The 20,101-nt window shown below is 65.8% G+C and carries 19 protein-coding genes and 4 tRNA genes; 8 read left to right on the forward strand and 15 right to left on the reverse strand.

The genetic code is table 11. The features are described 5' to 3' along the window. Positions 1–51 precede the first annotated feature (51 nt). Both ftsH and K320_RS0104610 read right to left on the reverse strand, forming a co-directional pair. Positions 52–1,968 (reverse strand): ATP-dependent zinc metalloprotease FtsH, encoded by a 1,917-nt coding sequence (gene ftsH / locus K320_RS0104605; RefSeq protein WP_024537683.1) that lies wholly within the window; start codon positions 1,966–1,968, stop codon positions 52–54. Between the two features lie 127 nt (positions 1,969–2,095). Beyond that, on the reverse strand, positions 2,096–2,749 hold the full coding sequence (locus K320_RS0104610) for an RlmE family RNA methyltransferase (protein WP_024537684.1): 654 nt from the start codon (positions 2,747–2,749) through the stop codon (positions 2,096–2,098). Positions 2,750–2,769: 20 nt separating this feature from the next. Here K320_RS0104610 and K320_RS0104615 point away from each other — a divergent pair, with 20 nt between their 5' ends. Continuing rightward, positions 2,770–3,240, forward strand: a complete 471-nt coding sequence (locus tag K320_RS0104615) for a YhbY family RNA-binding protein (protein WP_024537685.1) — start codon at positions 2,770–2,772, stop codon at positions 3,238–3,240. 29 nt (positions 3,241–3,269) lie between these two features. Continuing rightward, on the forward strand, positions 3,270–3,992 hold the full coding sequence (locus K320_RS0104620) for a hypothetical protein (protein ID WP_051384851.1): 723 nt from the start codon (positions 3,270–3,272) through the stop codon (positions 3,990–3,992). 58 nt (positions 3,993–4,050) lie between these two features. On the opposite strand, the gene K320_RS0104625 is transcribed toward K320_RS0104620, so the two are convergent. The 3 genes from K320_RS0104625 to greA are packed head-to-tail and all read right to left on the reverse strand — an operon-like array spanning position 4,051 to position 5,852. After that, positions 4,051–4,947: a Kdo hydroxylase family protein gene (locus tag K320_RS0104625; protein ID WP_024537687.1), complete on the reverse strand. Its 897-nt coding sequence runs from the start codon at positions 4,945–4,947 to the stop codon at positions 4,051–4,053. 3 nt (positions 4,948–4,950) lie between these two features. After that, positions 4,951–5,367: a DUF4149 domain-containing protein gene (locus K320_RS0104630; protein WP_024537688.1), complete on the reverse strand. Its 417-nt coding sequence runs from the start codon at positions 5,365–5,367 to the stop codon at positions 4,951–4,953. Positions 5,368–5,375: 8 nt separating this feature from the next. Further along, complete coding sequence (gene greA, locus K320_RS0104635; protein ID WP_024537689.1) at positions 5,376–5,852, reverse strand: transcription elongation factor GreA; 477 nt, start codon at positions 5,850–5,852, stop codon at positions 5,376–5,378. Positions 5,853–5,989: 137 nt separating this feature from the next. Here greA and K320_RS0104640 point away from each other — a divergent pair, with 137 nt between their 5' ends. Together K320_RS0104640 and pdxH are read left to right on the forward strand one after the other, a co-directional pair. After that, entirely contained in the window at positions 5,990–6,583 is a 594-nt protein-coding gene (locus tag K320_RS0104640) for a gamma-glutamylcyclotransferase (protein WP_029695812.1), read from the forward strand. Next, positions 6,580–7,233 (forward strand): pyridoxamine 5'-phosphate oxidase, encoded by a 654-nt coding sequence (gene pdxH / locus K320_RS0104645; protein WP_024537691.1) that lies wholly within the window; start codon positions 6,580–6,582, stop codon positions 7,231–7,233. The genes K320_RS0104640 and pdxH overlap by 4 nt, the downstream gene beginning before the upstream one ends. 240 nt (positions 7,234–7,473) lie before the next feature. Here the strand turns inward: pdxH and uvrC are convergent, their stop codons facing one another. Then, the gene (gene uvrC / locus K320_RS0104650) at positions 7,474–9,423 is read right to left on the reverse strand and encodes an excinuclease ABC subunit UvrC (protein ID WP_024537692.1); all 1,950 of its coding nucleotides are present in this window, start codon (positions 9,421–9,423) and stop codon (positions 7,474–7,476) included. A gap of 206 nt (positions 9,424–9,629) precedes the next feature. On the opposite strand from uvrC, the gene K320_RS0104655 reads away from it, so the two are divergent. Beyond that, a tRNA-Ala gene (locus tag K320_RS0104655) sits at positions 9,630–9,705 on the forward strand. Between the two features lie 263 nt (positions 9,706–9,968). Here the strand turns inward: K320_RS0104655 and K320_RS0104660 are convergent. The 9 genes from K320_RS0104660 to folC form a co-directional block, all read right to left on the reverse strand. Continuing rightward, a tRNA-Ala gene (locus K320_RS0104660) sits at positions 9,969–10,044 on the reverse strand. A 6-nt stretch (positions 10,045–10,050) separates the two neighbouring features. Next, positions 10,051–10,127: transfer RNA gene (locus K320_RS0104665), tRNA-Asp, on the reverse strand. A 51-nt stretch (positions 10,128–10,178) separates the two neighbouring features. Further along, positions 10,179–10,254: transfer RNA gene (locus K320_RS0104670), tRNA-Glu, on the reverse strand. A 96-nt stretch (positions 10,255–10,350) separates the two neighbouring features. Then, positions 10,351–11,760 carry a glutamate--tRNA ligase gene (gene gltX / locus K320_RS0104675; protein WP_024537693.1) on the reverse strand — a complete coding sequence of 470 codons (1,410 nt, stop codon included), beginning with the start codon at positions 11,758–11,760 and terminating at the stop codon, positions 10,351–10,353. Beyond that, the gene (locus K320_RS0104680; RefSeq protein ID WP_024537694.1) at positions 11,757–12,977 is read right to left on the reverse strand and encodes an O-succinylhomoserine sulfhydrylase; all 1,221 of its coding nucleotides are present in this window, start codon (positions 12,975–12,977) and stop codon (positions 11,757–11,759) included. Before K320_RS0104680 ends, gltX begins: the two co-directional genes overlap by 4 nt. A 100-nt stretch (positions 12,978–13,077) precedes the next feature. Further along, on the reverse strand, positions 13,078–14,583 hold the full coding sequence (gene purF / locus K320_RS0104685; RefSeq protein ID WP_024537695.1) for an amidophosphoribosyltransferase: 1,506 nt from the start codon (positions 14,581–14,583) through the stop codon (positions 13,078–13,080). Between the two features lie 27 nt (positions 14,584–14,610). Continuing rightward, complete coding sequence (locus tag K320_RS0104690; protein WP_024537696.1) at positions 14,611–15,099, reverse strand: CvpA family protein; 489 nt, start codon at positions 15,097–15,099, stop codon at positions 14,611–14,613. 6 nt (positions 15,100–15,105) lie between these two features. Beyond that, complete coding sequence (locus K320_RS0104695) at positions 15,106–15,885, reverse strand: SPOR domain-containing protein (protein WP_342667225.1); 780 nt, start codon at positions 15,883–15,885, stop codon at positions 15,106–15,108. 110 nt (positions 15,886–15,995) lie between these two features. After that, the gene (folC, locus tag K320_RS0104700; RefSeq protein ID WP_024537698.1) at positions 15,996–17,459 is read right to left on the reverse strand and encodes a bifunctional tetrahydrofolate synthase/dihydrofolate synthase; all 1,464 of its coding nucleotides are present in this window, start codon (positions 17,457–17,459) and stop codon (positions 15,996–15,998) included. Positions 17,460–17,507: 48 nt separating this feature from the next. Between folC and K320_RS0104705 the strand changes: the two genes are divergently transcribed. The 3 genes from K320_RS0104705 (at position 17,508) to argG (ending at position 20,093) form a co-directional block, all read left to right on the forward strand. Next, positions 17,508–17,870: an ArsC family reductase gene (locus tag K320_RS0104705; RefSeq protein ID WP_034342754.1), complete on the forward strand. Its 363-nt coding sequence runs from the start codon at positions 17,508–17,510 to the stop codon at positions 17,868–17,870. 108 nt (positions 17,871–17,978) lie between these two features. Continuing rightward, entirely contained in the window at positions 17,979–18,662 is a 684-nt protein-coding gene (locus tag K320_RS0104710) for a glycine zipper 2TM domain-containing protein (RefSeq protein WP_024537700.1), read from the forward strand. A gap of 87 nt (positions 18,663–18,749) precedes the next feature. Further along, entirely contained in the window at positions 18,750–20,093 is a 1,344-nt protein-coding gene (argG, locus tag K320_RS0104715) for an argininosuccinate synthase (protein ID WP_024537701.1), read from the forward strand. Positions 20,094–20,101: the final 8 nt, after the last annotated feature.

Genomic DNA, 20,101 nt, shown 5'->3' on the forward strand with positions numbered 1-20,101 from the left:
GAAAACCAAATTGAGCACCTGGCGGCGCTCAATCGGCAACAAAGGTGGACGTCACGCCGCCGTGGGCGCGGGATCGGTCTTGACCGCGGGCGGGTTGCCCGGGCCGCTGCCGCCCGAGGGCGGGGTGCGCGGCGTCCAGTCCTTGGGCGGACGCGGCTCCTTGCCGGCCATGATGTCGTCGAGCTGCTCCATGTCTATGGTTTCCCAATCGAGCAGCGCCTTGGCCATGGCATGCATCTTGTCCTGGTTGTCCTCGATCAGCGTGCGCGCCATCGTGTACTGCTCGTCGATGATGCGGCGCACCTCGGCATCGACCTTCTGCATGGTCTCTTCCGAGATGCTGGTGGTCTTGGTGACCGATCGGCCCAGGAACACCTCGCCCTCGTTCTCCGCGTACACCATGGGGCCCAGCGCCTCGGTCATGCCGTACTTCATGACCATGTCGCGCGCCAGGTTGGTGGCGCGCTCGAAGTCGTTGCTGGCACCGGTGGTCATCTGGTGCATGAAGACCTCCTCGGCGATCCGGCCGCCGAACAGCATGGCGATCTGGTTGAGCATGTACTCCTTGTCGTAGGAGTAGCGGTCATTCTCGGGCAGGCTCATGGTCACGCCCAGCGCGCGGCCGCGCGGGATGATGGTGACCTTGTGCACCGGGTCGCACTTGGGCAGCAGGCGCCCGATCAGCGCATGGCCGCTCTCGTGGTAGGCGGTGTTGCGCCGCTCTTCCTCGGGCATCACCATGCTCTTCCTCTCCGGACCCATGATGATCTTGTCCTTGGCCTTCTCGAAGTCCTGCATCTCGACCACGCGCGCGTTGCGCCGCGCGGCCATCAGCGCCGCCTCGTTGCACAGGTTGGCAAGGTCGGCGCCGCTCATGCCGGGCGTGCCGCGCGCGATGATGCCGGGGTTCACGTCCTGGCCCACCGGGATCTTGCGCATGTGCACGTTCAGGATCTGCTCGCGGCCGCGGATGTCGGGCAGCGTGACGTAGACCTGGCGGTCGAAGCGGCCGGGACGCAGCAGCGCCGCGTCCAGGATATCGGGCCGGTTGGTGGCCGCCACCACGATCACGCCCAGGTTGGTCTCGAAGCCGTCCATCTCGACCAGCATCTGGTTGAGCGTCTGCTCGCGCTCGTCGTTGCCACCGCCCAGGCCGGCGCCACGCTGGCGCCCGACGGCGTCGATTTCGTCGATGAAGATGATGCAGGGGGCGTTCTTCTTGGCGTTCTCGAACATGTCGCGCACGCGGGCCGCGCCCACGCCAACGAACATCTCCACGAAGTCAGAGCCCGAGATGCTGAAGAACGGCACCTTGGCCTCGCCCGCGATCGACTTGGCCAGCAGCGTCTTGCCGGTGCCCGGCGGGCCCACCAGCAGCAGGCCGCGCGGGATGCGGCCGCCCAGCTTCTGGAATTTCTGCGGGTCCTTCAGGAAATCGACCACCTCCTGCACCTCTTCCTTGGCCTCGTCGCAGCCCGCGACATCGGCAAAGGTGACGGTGTTGTTGTTCTCGTCGAGCATGCGCGCCTTGCTCTTGCCGAAGCTGAAGGCACCGCCCTTGCCGCCGCCCTGCATCTGTCGCATGAAATAGACCCAGACACCGATCAACAGCAGCATCGGCCCCCAGCTCACCAGCAGCGTCATCAGGAGCGAGCCCTCTTCGCGCGGCTTGACGTCGAATTTCACGTCATGGTCGATCAGGTCGCCGACCAGGCCACGGTCCAGGTAGGTGGCCGTGGTGCGGATCTTGCGGTCATCGGTGGTGGTGGCCAGAATTTCGGTGCCTCCAGGGCCTTCCTGGATCGTGGCGCTGCGGATACGGTTGCTGCGCACCTGTTCGAGGAAATCCGAATAGCCGACACTGCCCGAGCCCATGGTGGCGCGGGTATCAAACTGCCTGAACACCGTGAACAGCACCATGGCGACGACCAGCCACACGGCGATTTTGGAAAACCACTGATTGTTCAAGCGCAACTCCAGATAAGACGGCCCCTTGCCGCCCAAAGCGAAAGCAAGAGGCAATTGGGGGTCATTGTAGGCGTTTCAACCCCGGCAGCACGCCCGTTCCCCTGTGGGCGACACGCCCATTCAAGGCTCAGCGCAAGCCCAGCCCCACGAGATAGGTTTCGGCCGACTGATCGCGCGAGGCCTTGGGCTTGATCACCTTCACCGCCCGGAAGTGCTGGCGAAACAGCTCCACCAGCTGCGCGTAGCCGCTGCCGTGAAACACCTTGGCCACCAGCGCACCGTCGTGGTGCAGGTGGTGCGCCGCGAACTCGACGGCGAGCTCGACCAGATGGGATATCCGCGCGCCATCCACCGCCGCCACACCCGAGAGATTAGGCGCCATGTCGGAAATCACCACGTCGACGGGGCGACCCGCGACCGCCTCGCGCAACCGCGCCAGGACCTCATCCTCGCGGAAATCCCCCTGCAGAAAGGTCACGCCTTCGATGGGCTCCATTTCCAGCAGATCGAGCGCCACCAGCGTGCCGTCCAGCGCACCGGCGGCCGCGCCCTGTGGCGCCAGCCTGCGGCGTGCGTACTGGCTCCAGGCGCCCGGGGTGCTGCCCAGATCGACGATCACCTGTCCCGGCCGCAAAAGATGCAGCCGCTCGTCGATTTCCTTGAGCTTGTAGGCTGCGCGCGCGCGGTAGCCCTCCTTGTGGGCGAGTCTCACCCAAGGGTCGTTGGCCTGCTGGTGCATCCACGCCTTGTTGACTTTCTTGCTCTTGGTCTGGATCTTCATGGCACTGGGATAATACGGCCATGGCCCCACTCATACTGACCGCTGCCGAGCGGCGCGCCCGCCGCGCCGACGCCCACCACCTCGACCCGGTCGTGCATATCGGCACGGACGGGCTCACGCCCGCGGTGCTCAAGGAGATCGATGCGGCGCTCAATGCCCACGGCCTGATCAAGGTACGGGTCTTCAACGATGAACGCAGCGAACGCGAGGCGATGTACCTGCGCGCGGCCGAAGAACTCGCAGCGGCGCCCGTGCAGCACATCGGCAAGCTGCTGGTGCTCTGGCGCCCGATGCCGGAGAAGCACAAGGCCATCGACGAAGACCGCAAGCCCGGCCCGAAAGAGGTCAAAGTGCTCAAGTTCGGCCGCCCGGGCCAGCGCCCCGAGATCAAGCAGCTCAAGGTGCTGGGCAACCAGCGCCTGACGGCAGGCGGGCAGATCAAGCGCGCCAAGCCCCGGCAGACATCCATCAAGAAGCGCCAGAGCGATTGATGCCGGACGTCCAGCGGCACGTCCTGTGCATGAAATGGGGCACCAAGTACGGCCCCGAATACGTCAACAGGCTGTACGCCATGGTGCGCCGCCACCTGAGCGGCGATTTCAGCCTTGTCTGCCTCACGGACGATCCCGCCGGCATCCGCGGCGAAGTGCAATGCCTGCCGATCCCGCCGCTGAATCTGCAGCTGCAGCCCGGCCAGCGCGATGGCGCCTGGAAAAAACTCACCACCTTCGAGGCGGATTTGCACGGCCTGACCGGCACCGCGCTGTTCCTGGACCTGGACGTCGTGATCGTCGGCGCGCTGGACGGGTTCTTTACCCAGCCCGGCGACTTTCTCATCATCCACGACTACCCGCGCTTCTGGCGCTTCGGCCCGCGCATCGTGGGCAATTCATCCGTCTACCGCTTCACGCTGGGTGCGCACGCCGATGTGCTGGCGTATTTTCGATCGCACCTGCAGGAGGTGCTGCGCAACCACCGCAACGAGCAGCATTTCCTCTCGCATTTTCTGCACCGCCAGGGCAAGCTCGCCTACTGGCCGCAGGGCTGGTGCGCGAGCTTCAAGTACGACTGCATCCCCGCATGGCCCACCAACTACTGGCGCGAGCCGCTGATGCCCGAAGGCGCACGCATCGTGATCTTCCATGGCGAGGTCAACCCACCTGACGCGCTGGCCGGACAGCGCAACAAGCGCTTGCGCCACATCCGCCCCGCGCGGTGGGTGGCCGAGGCTTGGAAGGGGTGACGTCCTGATGACGAAATGACCGCGCCTGCGGCCGGGTCATTCCGTCATGGGTGCACCATCAACGCGCCACCCCCGCACCCACTCCGGCCAGCGGGCGCCCCACCAGCCGCGTGAGAATCTGCAGCGGGCTGGCGGCCGGATTGGCCTCGCGGCCGGGCGGCAGGTACAAGGTCTGCTCCATCATGTACTGCCCCTCCATCACCGCATGCACGGCCTGGTCGGAATAGCAGACCCAGCAGCTCCCGGCCGCAAAGGGCACCCGCCATTGCTCACCCTGCTGCTGCCACCGTTCGTCGTATTTCATGCGGTCGTGCAGTTGCAGCATCAGGTGGTCGTACTCGCTGCGCAGGGACTTGGTGACATGCAGGGCCTGCAGCGCCCTGGCCTGCCAGGCGCGGTACGGTTTGGCCCCGGGCAGGAAGTGGCGCGCCACCGATTCGAAATCTCCGCCCACGCGCCAGACACGCGGCGCGCCCTCGGGGTTGATGTTGGCAAACACCCGCAGAATGCGCTCGCCGTAGTTGGGGCGCGAGGGAAAGGCATCGACATGCATGCGCCGGTCGTCGGCGCGCACCGATTGCCGGCGCGTCTCGACGCGGCGCGGCCGAAAGCTGGTGGGTGCCGCCGTCAACGCGCCGCGGTATGCGGGAAACAGCGCATCCACCAGCGCCAGTGCCTGCGCACGAAAACGCCCCACCATCGCGGCCAGACTGGCCTGCTCCGCGCCGTCGCCGCCCGCCCCCTTGAGCACACCATCGGCGCTCAGGCTGACGTTGCGCGACTTGGGCGCGAGCATGTTCTCGCGCAGCAAGGCCCGCTCGTCGGGGCGCACCGCAAACGCCAGGCGCGGAAACCACAGCACCTTGCCCGCTTCGACGGCGGCCGTCCATTCGGGCCTGGCCTCGGGTGTGGCGCCCCAGTCGTCCAGGTCCAGTTCAACGATCGGAGACGGCATCGGTCAAGCCCTCTGTGGTTTGGTCACCTGCCAGAGCACCGCCGCCGCGCACAGCCACTGCCCGAGGTACAAGGCCGTGGCCAGGTTGTGCCACAGCTTGACCCCATGGTAGGCAATCACGCGCGGCGCCACGCCAAACTGCAGGACAAAGGCCAGCAGCATGCCCAGAATCACGAAAACCAGAGCGCTTTGCGCCCATTGCTCAATGGTTTGCGAATGTTTTTGCCTGGAAATCACCAGCAGCAGCGCGCAACACGCTATTGAAATATAGGTTTGCGCCTCGAACAGACCTGCCGCCATATAGCCCGCCAGCATGCGCTGCGGAATGCGCATGAACACCAGCGGCACCGCCACGAAGCCGATGACGGAAAGACTGCTCCACCACAAGGCGGCGAGAAAGATCGGCAGGCGTGCGCGCATGGCTGGCTTCAGAGGTAGCGCACGGCCATCACTTCCCAGGAGCGCACGCCGCCCGGTGCCTGCACGTCGGCGGTATCGCCCACTTCCTTGCCGATCAGCGCACGCGCGATCGGGCTGCCGATGTTGATCAGGCCGTGCTTGAGGTCTGCTTCGTCCTCGCCCACGATCTGGTAGGTCACGGCATCGCCCGTGTCCGCGTCTTCCAGATCCACCGTAGCGCCAAACACCACGCGCCCTTCCGCGTCCAGGGTGGCCGGGTCGATGATCTGCGCGGCGGAGAGCTTGCCTTCGATCTCGGCGATGCGCCCCTCGATGAAGCCCTGATGGTCCTTGGCAGCGTCGTATTCGGCGTTTTCGCTCAGATCGCCCTGCGCGCGCGCCTCGGCAATCGCGGCGATGACGGCGGGGCGCTCCTTGGTCTTGAGCCGCTGCAATTCGGTCTTGAGCTTTTCCGCGCCTCGCTTGGTGATAGGAAAGGTAGCCATGGCAATGCAAAAAAAGGGTCCAAAACAAGAGACCACCTGCGGCAAACGCAGATGGCCTTGGCAATGGCCTGCATTTTAGTGCGGCGCATCTCGATGGCGTCCGGCTTTGACCACGCCGCGCGCAACAATATCCGCCCATGGACAAGAGACACGCGCCTGACGAACTGCTTGCACGCACGATGCAGGAATGGCGGTCGCAAAACGGCGACCTCTGGATCTTCGGCTATGGCTCGCTCATCTGGCGCCCCGATCTGCCCTACAGCGAGCAACGGCGCGCCACGGTCCATGGCTGGCACCGGGCGCTGCAGATGTGGAGCCACGTCAACCGCGGCACCGCCCAGCGCCCCGGGCTGGTGTTCGCGCTGCTCTCCGGCGGCAGCTGCCAGGGCATGGTTTTTCGGGTGCCGGCGGCCCTGGTGCCGGCCGTCTTTCCGGCGCTGTGGCAGCGTGAGATGCCGATGCCGGTCTATGACCCGCGCTGGCTGCTGTGCCGCACGCCGCAGGGCAGCGTGCGGGCGCTGGGGTTCACGCTGTCCCGGCGCAGTCCGCACTTCACGGGGACACTGGCTGACAGCGAATACCGGCGCATCTTCGCCCAGGCGCAAGGCATCTATGGCAGCACGCGCGACTATGCCGAATCCACGCTGCAGGAATTGCAGCGGCTGGGCATCCGCGACCACGCCCTGGCGCGCATCGTGCACGCAGCGCAAGCGGGCAAAATCGACCCATGAGCACTTCCCCGCTGTCAAAATCCATCGCAGGCCTGCGCAAGAGCTACGAACGCGCCGAATTGAGCGAAGAAACCTCGCTGGCCGACCCCCTGGCGCAATTCGACCAATGGCTGAAGGAAGCCCTGGCCGCGCAGGTGCCCGAGCCCAACGCCATGACCCTGGCGACCGTCGGCAGCGACCTGCGTCCCAGCACCCGCATCGTGCTGCTCAAGGGCTACGACGCGCGCGGCATCGTCTTTTTCACCAACTACGAAAGCCGCAAGGGCCGTGAACTGGCGGGCAACCCGTTTGCCGCGCTGCAGTTTCATTGGATAGAGCTGGAGCGCGTGGTACGCATCGAAGGCCAGGTACACAAAGTGAGCGATGCGGAGAGTGACGCCTACTACCAAAGCCGTCCGCTGGATTCACGCATAGGCGCCTGGGCCAGCCCGCAAAGCCAGGTCATTGCCAGCCGCGGCGTGCTGGTGGCCAACGCGGCACGCTACGGCGCGCAATTCCTGCTGCAGCCGCCGCGCCCTCCGCACTGGGGCGGAATCCGCCTCGTTCCGCAGCGATGGGAGTTCTGGCAGGGACGCAAAAGCCGCCTGCATGACCGGCTGCGCTACCAATGGCACCAAGGACAGTGGGAGCGGGCCAGGCTTGCGCCTTGAGCCCTTGCGCTGGCAAAATCCGCCGCCCCACACCTGCTTTTTCCGGTTTAGCAAACGATGGGGCGATGTATCGTTGCCTCGTCACCAGGATAGCCACGGGAGACCACCCATGCCCTTTTCCGACCGCGAAATCAACGGCCTGATCCGTCGTCTGATGGCGCCCTGCCATCAGACCTTGACGCCACACGAGCAGCGGATATTCCAGAGCCTGTGCGCCATTTGCTGACCATCCGGTTCGCCTCAGCGTAGCGCGCGGTAAATCGCCTCGGCCAGCTGGTGCGAGACGCCTTCGACCGTCATCAGATCCTGCACGCTCGCATCCTGCACACCTTTCACGCCGCCAAAGCGCTGCAGCAGCCGCGCCCTGCGGCGCGGGCCTATCCCCGGAATGTCTTCCAGCCGGCTGCCGCCGGTGCGCACGCGCGCCCGCGCCGCCCGCATGCCGGTGATGGCAAAACGGTGCGCCTCGTCGCGTATCTGCGCCACCAGCATCAGCGCCGCCGAATCGTGCCCCAGATACACCTTCTCGCGCCCATCGGCAAACACCAGTTCCTCCAGCCCCACCTTGCGGCCCTCGCCCTTTTCCACGCCCACGATGCGCGAGACATCCAGGCCCAGCTGCTCGAAGACCTCGCGCGCCATCGCCACCTGGCCGCGCCCGCCATCGATCAGCACCAGATCGGGCAGGCGCAGCTCGCGGCGCGTCACCTCGGCGCCACCCGCCTCCTGCTGCGCCTGGGCCACGGGCTGGTAGCGGCGCTGCAGCACCTGGCGCATGGCGGCGTAATCATCGCCCGGCGTGATGCCCTCAATTTTGTAGCGCCGGTAGGCGCTGTGCTGCATCTTGTGGTGCTGGAACACCACGCACGAGGCCTGCGTCTGCTCACCCGCGGTGTGCGAAATATCGAAGCATTCCGCCGTCAGTTCGTCGAGGTTTTCCACGTCCAGCGCCAGCGCCTCGGCCAGCGCGTGCGTGCGCGCCTGCTGCGAGCCCTCCTCCGCCAGCAAGCGCGCAAGCTGAATTTTCGCGTTGGCCTGCGCCATTTCCAGCCACGCACGCCGCTGCTCGCGCGGCTGGTGCACCGCCGAGACGCGACTGCAAGCCTGCTCGCTCAGCGCCTCGACCAGCACCGGATCGATGGGCTCGCTGACCACCAGCACGGGCGGCACGGCCACCTCCAGATAATGCTGCGCGATGAAGGCTTCCAACACCTGCACGGCGACCGGCCGATCCGCGCCGGAGGTCGCCTCGGCCTCTTCGGCGCTGTAGACGGCAGAGGCTTCTTCCACCTGCGAAGGAAAGTAGGCCCGATCACCCAGATGGCGGCCACCGCGCACCATGGCCAGATTGACGCAGGCGCGCCCGCCCTCGACACGCACGGCAAGAATGTCCACGTCCTTGTCGCCCAGGGTTTCCACCGCCTGCTGGTGCAGCACGCGCGCGAGCGCGGTGATCTGGTTGCGCACCGCCGCCGCCTGCTCGAATTCGAGCCTGTCGGAATGCGCGAGCATGCGCGCCTCCAGCTTCTTGAGCAGCTCGTCCGTCTCGCCGCGCAACAGTGCTTCGGCACCGCGCACATCCTCGGCGTAATCCTCGGGCGAGACGTAGTTCACACAGGGCGCGGTACAGCGCTTGATCTGGTAGAGCAGACAGGGGCGCGTGCGGTGCGCGTACACCGTATCCTCGCAGGTGCGCAGCCGAAACACCTTCTGCAGCAGCTCTATCGTCTGCTTCACCGCCCAGGCGTTCGGATAGGGACCGAAGTAGCGGTTCTTCTTGTCGATGCCGCCGCGGTAGTACGAAACGCGCGGGAAGCGCTGCGACGGATCATCCGTCGTGCCATCCTTGGCTGCGATACCGCTGATCTTCAGGTACGGATAGCTCTTGTCGTCCCGGAAAAGGATGTTGTACTTGGGGTGCTGGGTCTTGATGAGGTTGTTTTCCAGCAGCAGCGCCTCGGCCTCGGAGCGCACCACCGTGGTCTCAAGCCGCGCGATCTTGCCCACCATGTGGCCGATGCGGGTGCCCCCGTGCTGCTTGGTGAAGTAGCTGCCGACGCGGCGCTTGAGGTTGCTCGCCTTGCCGACGTACAGCAACTGCTCTTGCGCATCAAAGTAGCGATACACCCCAGGCAGCGGGGGCAGTGCCGCCACCTGCGCGAGCAGTTCTTCGGAATGCACCTTGGACATGGTGCTATTGTGGCGGTGGGGCGACAGCCTTGAGGCCTATCGGACAAAGCAGAAAGTCATGGAGGCAAAAAGTACTGCCCGAGCACGGACCACGAAACGATGGCGCCAACGCAAACCTGGAATCCAAGGTCTGGACAGCGGCAGGCAATGCCCCTCGAAACACGGATCAGCAGGGCCTGAATTGCGCTAGAATTGCACCTCTTCGTGGGGGGGTAGCTCAGCTGGGAGAGCGCCGCGTTCGCAATGCGGAGGTCGGGAGTTCGATCCTCCTCCTCTCCACCACTATTCAACGCCCAACCCCTCTCGGTTGGGCGTTTTCATTCTGGATCGGGCAGAACACGCTGCAGGTGTCTGTCAGTCTGCTCATGCCCTGCCCTTGTTTTGACGGTATCTGAAATACCGGCTCTGGGGCATACCGTCAGAAATACCGACAAATTGGCGGTATGTCCTGGTGCATTCCAACAGTACGTGAAGCAAAGAAAAACCCCGTTCCCTATGACAGGAACGGGGTTTGAGGCTTTTTGACGGGTTCTGAAACCCCTATTTGGTGGAGGTAAGCGGGATCGAACCGCTGACCTCTTGCATGCCATGCAAGCGCTCTCCCAGCTGAGCTATACCCCCAAATATTGGCGGAGTGGACGGGACTCGAACCCGCGACCCCCGGCGTGACAGGCCGGTATTCTAACCAACTGAACTACCACTCCAGCACAGCTTTTACTGCTTTGATAAACAAAGCAGCCAAGTGCCGTACAACTTGGCGACCCTACGGGGATTCGAACCCCGGTACTCACCGTGAAAGGGTGATGTCCTAGGCCTCTAGACGATAGGGTCAAATTTCTAGAACTTTTGTTCTTTCTTTCCGATATGCCTTGATCTGCATTGCGATCTGGCTGCTATCAGGAAAGACGCGCATTGTAGCGTGAATTTTCAGTGTCTCAGAAGCCGTGCGAGGATTTTTTCGCGGCCGAGCAATTCCAGCACGGCGTCCACCGACGGCGTGTGCGCCACGCCCATGGTAAGTACGCGCACCGGCATCGCCAGTTGCGGCATCTTGATGCCCTGTTCCTTCAAAACCGCCTTGAGCGCGGCGTTGATGGCCTCGCGCGTCCACTCGACCTTGGCGACGGCCTGCGCGAATGCGGCCAGCGGCGCCTGCGCGGCTTCGGTCAGGTGCTGGGCGGCATCGTCGGCATTGCGTTCGATCGTTTCGACGTAGAACAGCCGCGCCCAATGGGCCAGATCGACCAGGGTGTCGCAGCGGTCCTTGAACAGGCCGCAGATGCGCGGCAGGCGGTCGTCGGCGTCCAGGGCGGCGGCGGCAACGCCGGTCTGCACGATGAAGGGGCGCAGCTGCTGCGCCAGTTCTTCGTCTGCCAAGGCCTTCAGGTGCTGGGCGTTCACCCAGCGCAGCTTGGTTTCGTCAAATTGCCCCGCGCTCTTGCCCAGGTGGTCGAGATTGAACCATTGCAGGAACTGCGCGCGGCTGAAGATTTCATCGTCGCCGTGGCTCCAGCCCAGGCGCGCGAGGTAGTTGACCATGGCGTCGGGCAGAAAGCCCGCGTCGCGGTACCAGGTGACGGGCTTGGCGCCGCGGCGCTTGCTCATTTTTTCGCCGTCTTCATTCAGCACCGTGGGCAGGTGAGCAAAGACCGGCGGCGCAACGCCCAGCGCCTCGTAGATGTGGATCTGGCGCGGCGTGTTGTTCACATGGTCGTCGCCGCGGATCACGTGGGTGATGCGCATGTCCATGTCGTCCACGCAGACGCAGAAGTTGTAGGTGGGCGTGCCGTCGGGGCGGGCGATCACCAGATCGTCGAGCTCGCTGTTCTGGAATTCGATGTGGCCCTTGCATTTGTCGTCCCAGCCCACGCTGCCGGTTTGCGGCGTCTTGAAGCGCAGCACGGGCTGCACGCCTGCCGGGATGGGCGGCAGCACCTTGCCGGGCTCGGGGCGCCAGGTGCCGTCGTAGCGCGGTTTCTCCTTCGCCGCCGTCTGGCGCTCGCGCAGCGCGTCCAGCTCCTGTTGGCTCATGTAGCAAGGGTAGACATGGCCGCTGGCCTTGAGCTGCTCCAGCACCGCGCGGTAGCGGTCCATGCGCTGCATCTGGTAGTACGGCCCTTCGTCGATGTCGAGCTCAAGCCACTGCATGCCTTCGAGGATCACGTCCACGGCTTCCTGCGTGGAGCGCTCCAGGTCGGTGTCCTCGATGCGCAGGATGAAGTCCCCGCCCGTGGCGCGGGCGAAGGCCCAGGGGTAGAGCGCCGAGCGGATGTTGCCCAGATGAATGAAACCGGTGGGCGACGGGGCGAAGCGGGTGCGTACTTTGTTGTCTGTCATGCCAATGCGTCCAATCCACGCAGCAGGTCGGCCTTGAGGTCGTCGAGATGCTCCAGGCCCACCGAAATGCGGATCAGGCCCTGCTTGACGCCCGCCGCCTGGCGCTGTTCTTCGGAAAGGCGCCCGTGCGAGGTGCTCGCGGGATGGGTGATGGTGGTCTTCACATCGCCGAGATTGGCGGTGACCGAGCACACGCGCGTGCTGTCGATCACATGAAAGGCATTGGCGCGCAGCTGTTCGGGCGTACTGCCCGCCACATCGAACGCCAGCACCGTGCCGCCCATGCCGCTTTGCTGGCGCATGGCCAGTGCGTGCTGCGGATGGCTGGCCAGGCCCGGGTAATGCACGCAGGTGACCTTGGGATGCTGCTCCAGCCAGCCGGCGAGTTCGAGCGCCGCGGCGCTTTCCGCCTTGACGCGCAGCGCCAGCGTCTCCAAACCCTTGAGCACGACCCAGGCGTTGAAGGGCGAAAGACTGAGCCCGCCGCTGCGCAAAAAGGTGGACATCACGCCGCCGACGAGTGTCTCGCTGCCGCAGACGGCGCCCGCCATCACCCGGCCTTGGCCGTCGATGAGCTTGGTGCCGGAATGCACGATGAGGTCGGCGCCAAATTCCACCGGCCGCTGCAGTATGGGCGAAGCGAAGCTGTTGTCCACCGCCAGCAGCGCACCGGCGTTGTGCGCCACGTCGGCCAGTGCGTGGATGTCGCAGAGATCGGTGAGCGGGTTGGTGGGCGTCTCGGCAAACAGCAGGCGGGTGCTGGGCTTGACGGCCGCCTGCCAGGCGGCGACATCGGTCTGCGACACGAAACTGGTTTCCACGCCAAAGCGCGCCATCTCGGTGCCCAGCAGCTTCATGGTGGAGCCGAACATCGACTGCGACGCCACGACATGGTCGCCCGCCTTGAGCGTGGTGAGCGCCACGAGCAGGATGGCGGCCATGCCGGTGGAGGTCGCCGCCGCGCACTGCGTGCCCTCCATGCGCGCGAGGCGCTGTTCAAAGCTCGCGACCGTCGGGTTGCCGGTGCGGGTATAGGTGTAGCCCTCGTGCGGGTGGGCGAAGTGGCTGGCGGCGGTCTCGCAATCGTGCTGCACGAAGCTGCTGGTCAGGTACAGCGCTTCGCTGTGCTCGCCGTAGCTGCTGCGCGCCGACGCCTGGCGCACCGCGTAGGTTTCGGGATGCAATCCCTCGGGAAGTCCGGATTTTTCCTGGGTCATGGTTTCTTCAAAACGATAGCTGTTTGCGCTTGTTCGGAAAGGATTTGAGATACATTCATACTTGAAACACAGTGCTGGCAAGCGCTGCAAGCTCACTTTTTCATGCCGTTTCCGCGTTGGGCAGGGACAGCCGCGAAGCCGGCGCGTCTTCGCGCTCTTCGGCGCTGCCGCGCCCGGCACGCATGGCGGCCAGATCGGCCTCGGTCACTCCGGTGACGTAGCGGCCATCGAAGCACGAGGCCTCGAAACCGGTCACCTTCGGGTTGACGGCGCTGATCGCGCGCTTCATGGCCTCCACGTCCTGGTAGATCAGCGCATCGCAGCCGATCCAGGCGCGGATTTCCTCGACCGTGCGGCCGTTGGCAATCAGCTCTTCGCTCGTCGGCATGTCGATGCCGTAGACGTTGGGAAAGCGCACCGGCGGCGCGGCCGAGGCGAGATACACCTTGGTCGCGCCGGCGTCGCGCGCCATCTGCACGATTTCCCTGGAAGTCGTGCCGCGCACGATGGAATCGTCCACCAGCAGCACGCGCTTGCCCTTGAATTCGCTGCCGATCGCGTTGAGCTTCTGGCGCACCGATTTCTTGCGCGCGGACTGTCCCGGCATGATGAAGGTGCGCCCTACGTAGCGGTTTTTCACGAAGCCCTCGCGGTAGGGAAGGCCCAGTTTTTGCGCCAGCTGCATCGCGCTGGGGCGGCTGGATTCCGGCACCGGGATGATGGAGTCGATCTCGCTCGGCGGCACGGTGGAGATCACGCGCTTGGCCAGCGTCTCGCCCATGTTCAGCCGCGCCTGGTAGACCGAGATGCCGTCCATCACCGAATCCGGCCGCGCCAGGTAAACATACTCGAAGATGCAGGGATGCAGCTGGGCGTGGTCGGCGCACTGGGCGGATTCCACCTCGCCGCCCGCGCGCACCAGCACCGCCTCGCCGGGCGCGATGTCGCGCACGAGGTGCAGCGAGGTGCCTTCCAGCGCCACCGATTCACTGGCCACCATGACGGTGCCGTCGTCGCCGCGTCCCAGGCACAGCGGGCGGATGCCGTACGGATCGCGAAACGCCAGCAGGCCGAAACCCGCAATCAGCGCCACCACGGCATACGACCCCCGCACCCTCTGGTGCACCGCGCGCACGGCGGCAAAAACCTCTTCGCTCCGCAGCCGCGCGCCCCGGGTCGCCCGCGCCAGTTCGTGCGCCAGCACGTTGAGCAGCACCTCGGTATCGCTGCCGGTGTTGGTGTGGCGATGGTCGTTCTCGAACAGCTCGCGCCGCAGCGCGTGCGCATTCGTCAGATTGCCGTTGTGCGCCAGCACGATGCCGAATGGCGCGTTGACGTAAAACGGCTGCGCCTCCTCTTCACTGGCAGCGCTGCCCGCCGTTGGATAGCGCACCTGGCCCAGGCCGCGCGCGCCCGGCAGCGCACGCATGTTGCGCGTGCGAAACACGTCGCGCACCATGCCCTTGGCCTTGTGCATGAAGAACTTGCGCTCCTGCTCGGTGACGATGCCGGTGGCATCCTGCCCGCGGTGCTGCAGCAGCAGCAAGGCGTCGTAAATCAGCTGATTGACGCCGCCCTGGCCCACGACTCCGACGATTCCGCACATGCTCTCGCTCCTTAAACGCAGGCCGGTTCAGACAGGCGCTGCAACGGCCCACTGCTGCGGCAGCACCGGCCCCAGACCTTTCAGCACCTGCTGCAGCAGCGGTGCCAGGCGCGAAGCCTGCCACCACGGCTCGGCCGGCAGGGGCGTGAAGCCCGCCGCCCAGACCGCCACCAGCAGCAGCAAGGCGCCGCGCAGCGCGCCAAAAACCGCACCCAGGGCCCGGTCCGCCGGCCGCAGCCCGGCGGCGGTGATCAACTTCTTCGCCAGCGCCGCCAGCAGGCCACAGGCAAACACTACGGCGATGAACAGCACAACGAAGGCCAGCACCGGGCGCCAGGGCGCCTGCGCCTCGCCCCACGGAAGCAGGGCGCCCACACCGCCCGCGAACCAGCGCGCCACGACAAAGGCCAGTACCCAGCCCGCCAGCGACAGCACTTCAAACACCAGCCCGCGCCAGGCGCCCAGCAGCATCGATAGCGCAAGCACCGCCAGCAAGCCCCAGTCAAGCAGCGCCATGGAGGGCTACAGCGTCAGGATGGCGCCGTCCAGCCCCAGGCCCTTGATGCGATCGAGCACCCTGGCTGCTTCGGCACGGTTGGCGAACGGGCCCAGGCGCACGCGCGTGGTGCGCATCCCTTCCTTGCCCTGGATGTCCTGCGCATAGGTCTTGAGACCCGCGCGCTCCAGCCTGGCACGCACCTCGCGCACCTTGGCCTGGTCCGCGTAGGCGCCGACCTGCACGATGAAGCGATCCGCCTGCGCATTGGCAGCGGGCGCAGCAGCCGCAGCCGCACCAGCAGCCCCGCTTTTGCCCTCCAGCAAGGCACGCGCCCGCGCGGCATCCGCGGTGGCGCTTGCGGCGGGGGCCGGAACCGGGGCGGGCGCTGGCGCCACGGCATGCTTGGATTCGGCTTTCGGTTCGGGTTTGGGCTCCGGCCTGGCTTCAGCCCTGGGTTCGGGCTTCGCGGGCGCCTTCGCCTCGGCGCCTTCGATCGGCGCAGCCTGTGGCGGTGCCGTGGTGGCCGCCGCCGCAGCAGGCTTGGCCGGACTGGCCGGCACCTGCTCTTCCCCGTCCGCCAGGCCGGCGCCAACCGCCGTCTTGGCGGCATCGGCCGCCGTGGCGGGGGCAGCGCCTATCACCAGCGGGCCGGCGGTGTGGCGGTCGGGAATGTCGATCGAGACCTTGACCGGCACCGTGCGCGGCTGGGTATCGAACACCATGGGAAACACGATCACGCCGATGAGCACCAGCACCACCGCGCCGATCAGGCGCTGGCGCGCGCGGCGGCGCAGTTCTTCCATGCTCTCTGCCTGTGCCGCGCGGCCCCGCCTGGAATTGCCCTTGTCTGGCGCTTGGGGCTGACTGAACCAGGGGAATTTGAAAAATGCCATGAAACCGGTGGCTGAGCGGGCTAGGAATCGAAGTGCTTGCCGTGCATGTGCGGCACGCCATTCTTGAGGATGCCGCCGACCGTGTAGAACGATCCGAAGACGACGATTCTATCAGTCAGCCTGCAGGCCTTGACGGCGGCATCGAGGGCCGATTGCGGATCGGGGAACACCTCGCTTTTCACGATGCGTCGCCCGCCGCCGCCCTCGCCGCTGCTGCCGCGGCGCGAGCGCGTGACCGACAGATGGGGCTTGTCGTCCTGCGCCCGCGCGGCCTCGGCCAGATCGACGCGCGGCGCCTCTTCCTGCTGCGCCGCGGGCGCCGCATGCACGGCCTCCTGCTGCGCGTGAAACTGCTCCCAGCGCTGCTGCAGATGCACCGCCGTCTCGGCACGCGGCGTGGGCAGATCGGTGAAATACCAGCGATCGACCAGCGGGCCGATTTTTTCGAAAATGCCGGTGATGTCCTTGTCCGCCATCGCGCCGAACACCGCATGCGTGAGCCGGAAATGCCCCATGGTGCCCATGCTGGCGGCCAGCGTCGCCACCGCATGCGGGTTGTGGCCCACGTCCAGCACCACCACCGGCTGGCCCGGCACCACCTCGAAGCGCCCCGGCAGTTCCACCAGCGCCAGGCCCGCGCGCACCGCCTGCGCGGAGATCGGCAGTTTTTCGCGGATCGCCTCCAGCGCCGCCAGCGCGCCCGAGGCATTGAAAAGCTGGTTGGCGCCGCGCAGCGCCGGGTAGGCCATGCCGGCGTAGCGCCGCCCGCGTCCGGCCCAGGACCACTGCAGCTTGTCGCCGGAATAATTGAAATCGGTGCCGAACAGCCACAGCTCGGCGCCGATCGCCTTCGCATGGTCGATCACGCTTTGCGGCGGCACCGGGTCGCAGACCACCACCGGACGGCCGGCACGCATGATGCCGGCCTTCTCACGGCCTATGGCCTCGCGGTCCGGCCCGAGAAATTCGGCATGGTCCACGTCGATCATGGTGATGACCGCGCAATCGGCGTCGATCACGTTGACCGCGTCCAGCCGCCCGCCCATGCCCACCTCCAGGATCGCCACGTCCACCTTGGCCTGGCTGATGAGGCGCAGGATGGCGAGCGTGCTGAATTCAAAGTAGGTCAGCTGGATTTCATCGCCGTTTTCGACCCTGGCGCCCTCCACTGCTGCGAAGTGCGCTATCAATTCGTCGGGCTTGACGGTCTCGCCGCCAATGCGGCAGCGCTCTTCGAAGTGCACCAGGTGCGGCGAGGTATAGACGCCGGGGCGGTAACCCGCCTGCAGCGCCACCGCCTCGGCCATCGCGCAGGTGGAGCCCTTGCCGTTGGTACCCGCCACGGTGATCACCGGGCAGTCAAAGTGCAGCTTCAGGCGCTTGGCCACCCGCGCCACGCGTTCCAGGCCCATCTCGATCGTGTGCGGATGCAGGTGCTCGCAGTAATGCAGCCAGTCATCCAGGGTGTGAGGTAATGCGTTCATGTCAGGCATCGATTGTCGCTGCACGGCCCCTCGTGCATGATGGAATCCATGAGTACCCGCAAAACCATCACGCTCTACGGCATCCCCAACTGCAGCACGGTCAAAAAGGCACGCAGCTGGCTTGAAGGCTGCGGTGTCAGCTATCAATTCCATGATTTCAAGAAGAGCGGCGTGCCGGTGGAGCAGCTGCAGTCCTGGATCGCCGCCGTAGGCTGGGAGACGCTTGTCAACCGCCGGGGCACCACCTGGCGCACGCTGGCGCCACAGCGGCAGGCCGCCGTGGCGGATGCCGCGAGCGCCAGCGCGCTGATGCTGGCGCAGCCTTCCGTGATCAAGCGTCCGGTGGTGGATTGGGGCGATGCGACCACGGTGGGCTTTGACCCGCTGGACTGGCAGCAACGGCTGGGCTGAGGTTTTACGCAGCTTTACTCGGCGCACTGAACGGCTTCACGCATGCAACCTACACTCTGAACCAGAGTCCAAACAAGGGCTATGGGTCGATCCGAAAGGAGTTTCACCATGAACAAAATCGCCACACTCGCACTCCTTGCCACTGCCGCCGCGCTTTCCCTGCAGGTGCAGGCACAGACGCCGCCCCAGGGCCGCGAAATGGGCCGCGTGCTCTCGGTCACGCCCGTGTCGCAGCAGGTGGCGGTACCGCAGCAGGTCTGCAACAACGAGACCGTCTACAGCGGCGGGCGCCAGCCCAGCGGCGCGGGCGCCGTGCTCGGCGCCGTCGCTGGCGGCTTGCTGGGCAACACGATCGGCGGCGGTTCCGGGCGCGCCGTGGCTACCGCCGCGGGCGTCTTTGGCGGCGCCCTCCTGGGCAACCAGGTGGAAGGCGGCAACAGCCCCGGCTACCAGAACGTGCAGCGCTGCACCACGCAGACGCGCTACGACAACCAGTTCCTCGGCTATGACGTGGTGTATGAATACGGCGGACGCCAATACACCACGCGCACGCAGCAGGACCCGGGCCAGTGGATTCCCGTGACGGTGCAGCCCGCCGTCGCGCCCGCGGCACCGCCTTCCAGCTATCCCCAGGGCTACGGCTACGGTTACGATTCCGTGCAGCCCGGGGTGGTGGTGACGGAGACGCCGGTCTACACCTCGCCGGTCTACGTGTCGCCGTCCTACGGCGCCACCATCGAATACAACCGCGGCGGCGGCTGGGACCACGGCTATCGCCGCCACTGGCGCTGAAAGCCCGGGCAAGCCAGCGCCCCTAAAATCGGCAGCTTTCCCCCAACAATGGCGATGCGGCACGAAGCCGCATCGCAGCACGCTGCCATGGCAACCATCCTGCAATCGCTCCCCGTCGGCCAGAAGGTCGGCATCGCCTTTTCGGGCGGCCTCGACACCAGCGCCGCGCTGCGCTGGATGAAGAACAAGGGCGCCCTGCCCTACGCCTACACCGCCAACCTGGGCCAGCCCGACGAGGACGACTACGACGCCATCCCGCGCAAGGCCATGGAATACGGCGCCGAAAAGGCGCGCCTGGTCGATTGCCGCACGCAGCTGGCGCAGGAGGGCATCGCCGCCATCCAGTGCGGCGCGTTTCACGTGCGTACCGGCGGCGCCACCTACTTCAACACCACGCCGCTGGGCCGCGCGGTGACCGGCACCATGCTGGTGGCGGCGATGAAGGAGGACGATGTCAACATCTGGGGCGACGGCTCGACCTTCAAGGGCAACGACATCGAGCGCTTCTACCGCTACGGTCTGCTCACCAACCCCTCGCTCAAGATCTACAAGCCCTGGCTCGATCAGCTGTTCATCGACGAACTCGGCGGGCGCGCCGAAATGTCGGCTTTCATGACCAAGGAAGGCTTTGGCTACAAGATGAGCGCCGAGAAGGCCTACAGCACCGACTCCAACATGCTGGGCGCGACGCACGAGGCCAAGGATCTGGAGTTTCTGAACAGCGGCATCCGCATCGTGAACCCCATCATGGGCGTCGCCTTCTGGAAGGACGACGTCGCCGTGAAGGCCGAGGAAGTCACCGTGACGTTTGACGAAGGCCGCCCGGTGGCCCTGAACGGCCACGAGATCGACGACCCGGTGGAGCTGTTCCTGGAAGCCAACCGCATCGGCGGGCGCCACGGCCTGGGCATGTGCGACCAGATCGAGAACCGCATCATCGAAGCCAAAAGCCGCGGCATCTACGAGGCTCCCGGCATGGCGCTGCTGCACATCGCCTACGAGCGCCTGGTGAGCGGCATCCACAACGAGGACACGATAGAGCAATACCGCCTCAATGGCCTGAAACTCGGCCGTCTGCTGTACCAGGGCCGCTGGTTCGACCCGCAGTCCATCATGCTGCGCGAAACCGCCCAGCGCTGGGTGGCCCGCGCCGTCAGCGGCAGCGTGGCGCTGGAGCTGCGCCGCGGCAACGACTACTCCATCCTCAACACCGAAAGCCCCAACCTGACCTACGCGCCCGAGCGGCTGTCGATGGAGAAGGTGGAGGACGCGCCCTTCAGCCCGCTGGACCGCATCGGGCAGCTCACCATGCGCAACCTGGATATTTCGGATACGCGGGACAAGCTGGGCGTGTACGCCCGCGCCGGGCTGCTCTCGCTGGGCGGCAATGCGGCGCTGGCGCAGCTGGAAGACGGCGGCGCCAAGAAATAAGCGTTAAA

It is taken from the genome of Comamonas badia DSM 17552, assembly GCF_000484635.1.
Lineage (GTDB): Bacteria > Pseudomonadota > Gammaproteobacteria > Burkholderiales > Burkholderiaceae_C > Comamonas_C > Comamonas_C badia.

What these genes read in the sequence shown, in the direction of transcription:
- K320_RS0104610 (WP_024537684.1), bottom strand. Translation starts at nt 2,749, where the DNA reads ATGAAGATCCAGACCAAGAGCAAGAAAGTCAACAAGGCGTGGATGCAC.
- K320_RS0104615 (WP_024537685.1), top strand. Translation starts at nt 2,770, where the DNA reads ATGGCCCCACTCATACTGACCGCTGCCGAGCGGCGCGCCCGCCGCGCC.
- K320_RS0104620 (WP_051384851.1), top strand. Translation starts at nt 3,270, where the DNA reads ATGAAATGGGGCACCAAGTACGGCCCCGAATACGTCAACAGGCTGTAC.
- K320_RS0104625 (WP_024537687.1), bottom strand. Translation starts at nt 4,947, where the DNA reads ATGCCGTCTCCGATCGTTGAACTGGACCTGGACGACTGGGGCGCCACA.
- K320_RS0104630 (WP_024537688.1), bottom strand. Translation starts at nt 5,367, where the DNA reads ATGCGCGCACGCCTGCCGATCTTTCTCGCCGCCTTGTGGTGGAGCAGT.
- greA (WP_024537689.1), bottom strand. Translation starts at nt 5,852, where the DNA reads ATGGCTACCTTTCCTATCACCAAGCGAGGCGCGGAAAAGCTCAAGACC.
- K320_RS0104640 (WP_029695812.1), top strand. Translation starts at nt 5,990, where the DNA reads ATGGACAAGAGACACGCGCCTGACGAACTGCTTGCACGCACGATGCAG.
- pdxH (WP_024537691.1), top strand. Translation starts at nt 6,580, where the DNA reads ATGAGCACTTCCCCGCTGTCAAAATCCATCGCAGGCCTGCGCAAGAGC.
- uvrC (WP_024537692.1), bottom strand. Translation starts at nt 9,423, where the DNA reads ATGTCCAAGGTGCATTCCGAAGAACTGCTCGCGCAGGTGGCGGCACTG.
- gltX (WP_024537693.1), bottom strand. Translation starts at nt 11,760, where the DNA reads ATGACAGACAACAAAGTACGCACCCGCTTCGCCCCGTCGCCCACCGGT.
- K320_RS0104680 (WP_024537694.1), bottom strand. Translation starts at nt 12,977, where the DNA reads ATGACCCAGGAAAAATCCGGACTTCCCGAGGGATTGCATCCCGAAACC.
- purF (WP_024537695.1), bottom strand. Translation starts at nt 14,583, where the DNA reads ATGTGCGGAATCGTCGGAGTCGTGGGCCAGGGCGGCGTCAATCAGCTG.
- K320_RS0104690 (WP_024537696.1), bottom strand. Translation starts at nt 15,099, where the DNA reads ATGGCGCTGCTTGACTGGGGCTTGCTGGCGGTGCTTGCGCTATCGATG.
- K320_RS0104695 (WP_342667225.1), bottom strand. Translation starts at nt 15,885, where the DNA reads ATGGAAGAACTGCGCCGCCGCGCGCGCCAGCGCCTGATCGGCGCGGTG.
- folC (WP_024537698.1), bottom strand. Translation starts at nt 17,459, where the DNA reads ATGAACGCATTACCTCACACCCTGGATGACTGGCTGCATTACTGCGAG.
- K320_RS0104705 (WP_034342754.1), top strand. Translation starts at nt 17,508, where the DNA reads ATGAGTACCCGCAAAACCATCACGCTCTACGGCATCCCCAACTGCAGC.
- K320_RS0104710 (WP_024537700.1), top strand. Translation starts at nt 17,979, where the DNA reads ATGAACAAAATCGCCACACTCGCACTCCTTGCCACTGCCGCCGCGCTT.
- argG (WP_024537701.1), top strand. Translation starts at nt 18,750, where the DNA reads ATGGCAACCATCCTGCAATCGCTCCCCGTCGGCCAGAAGGTCGGCATC.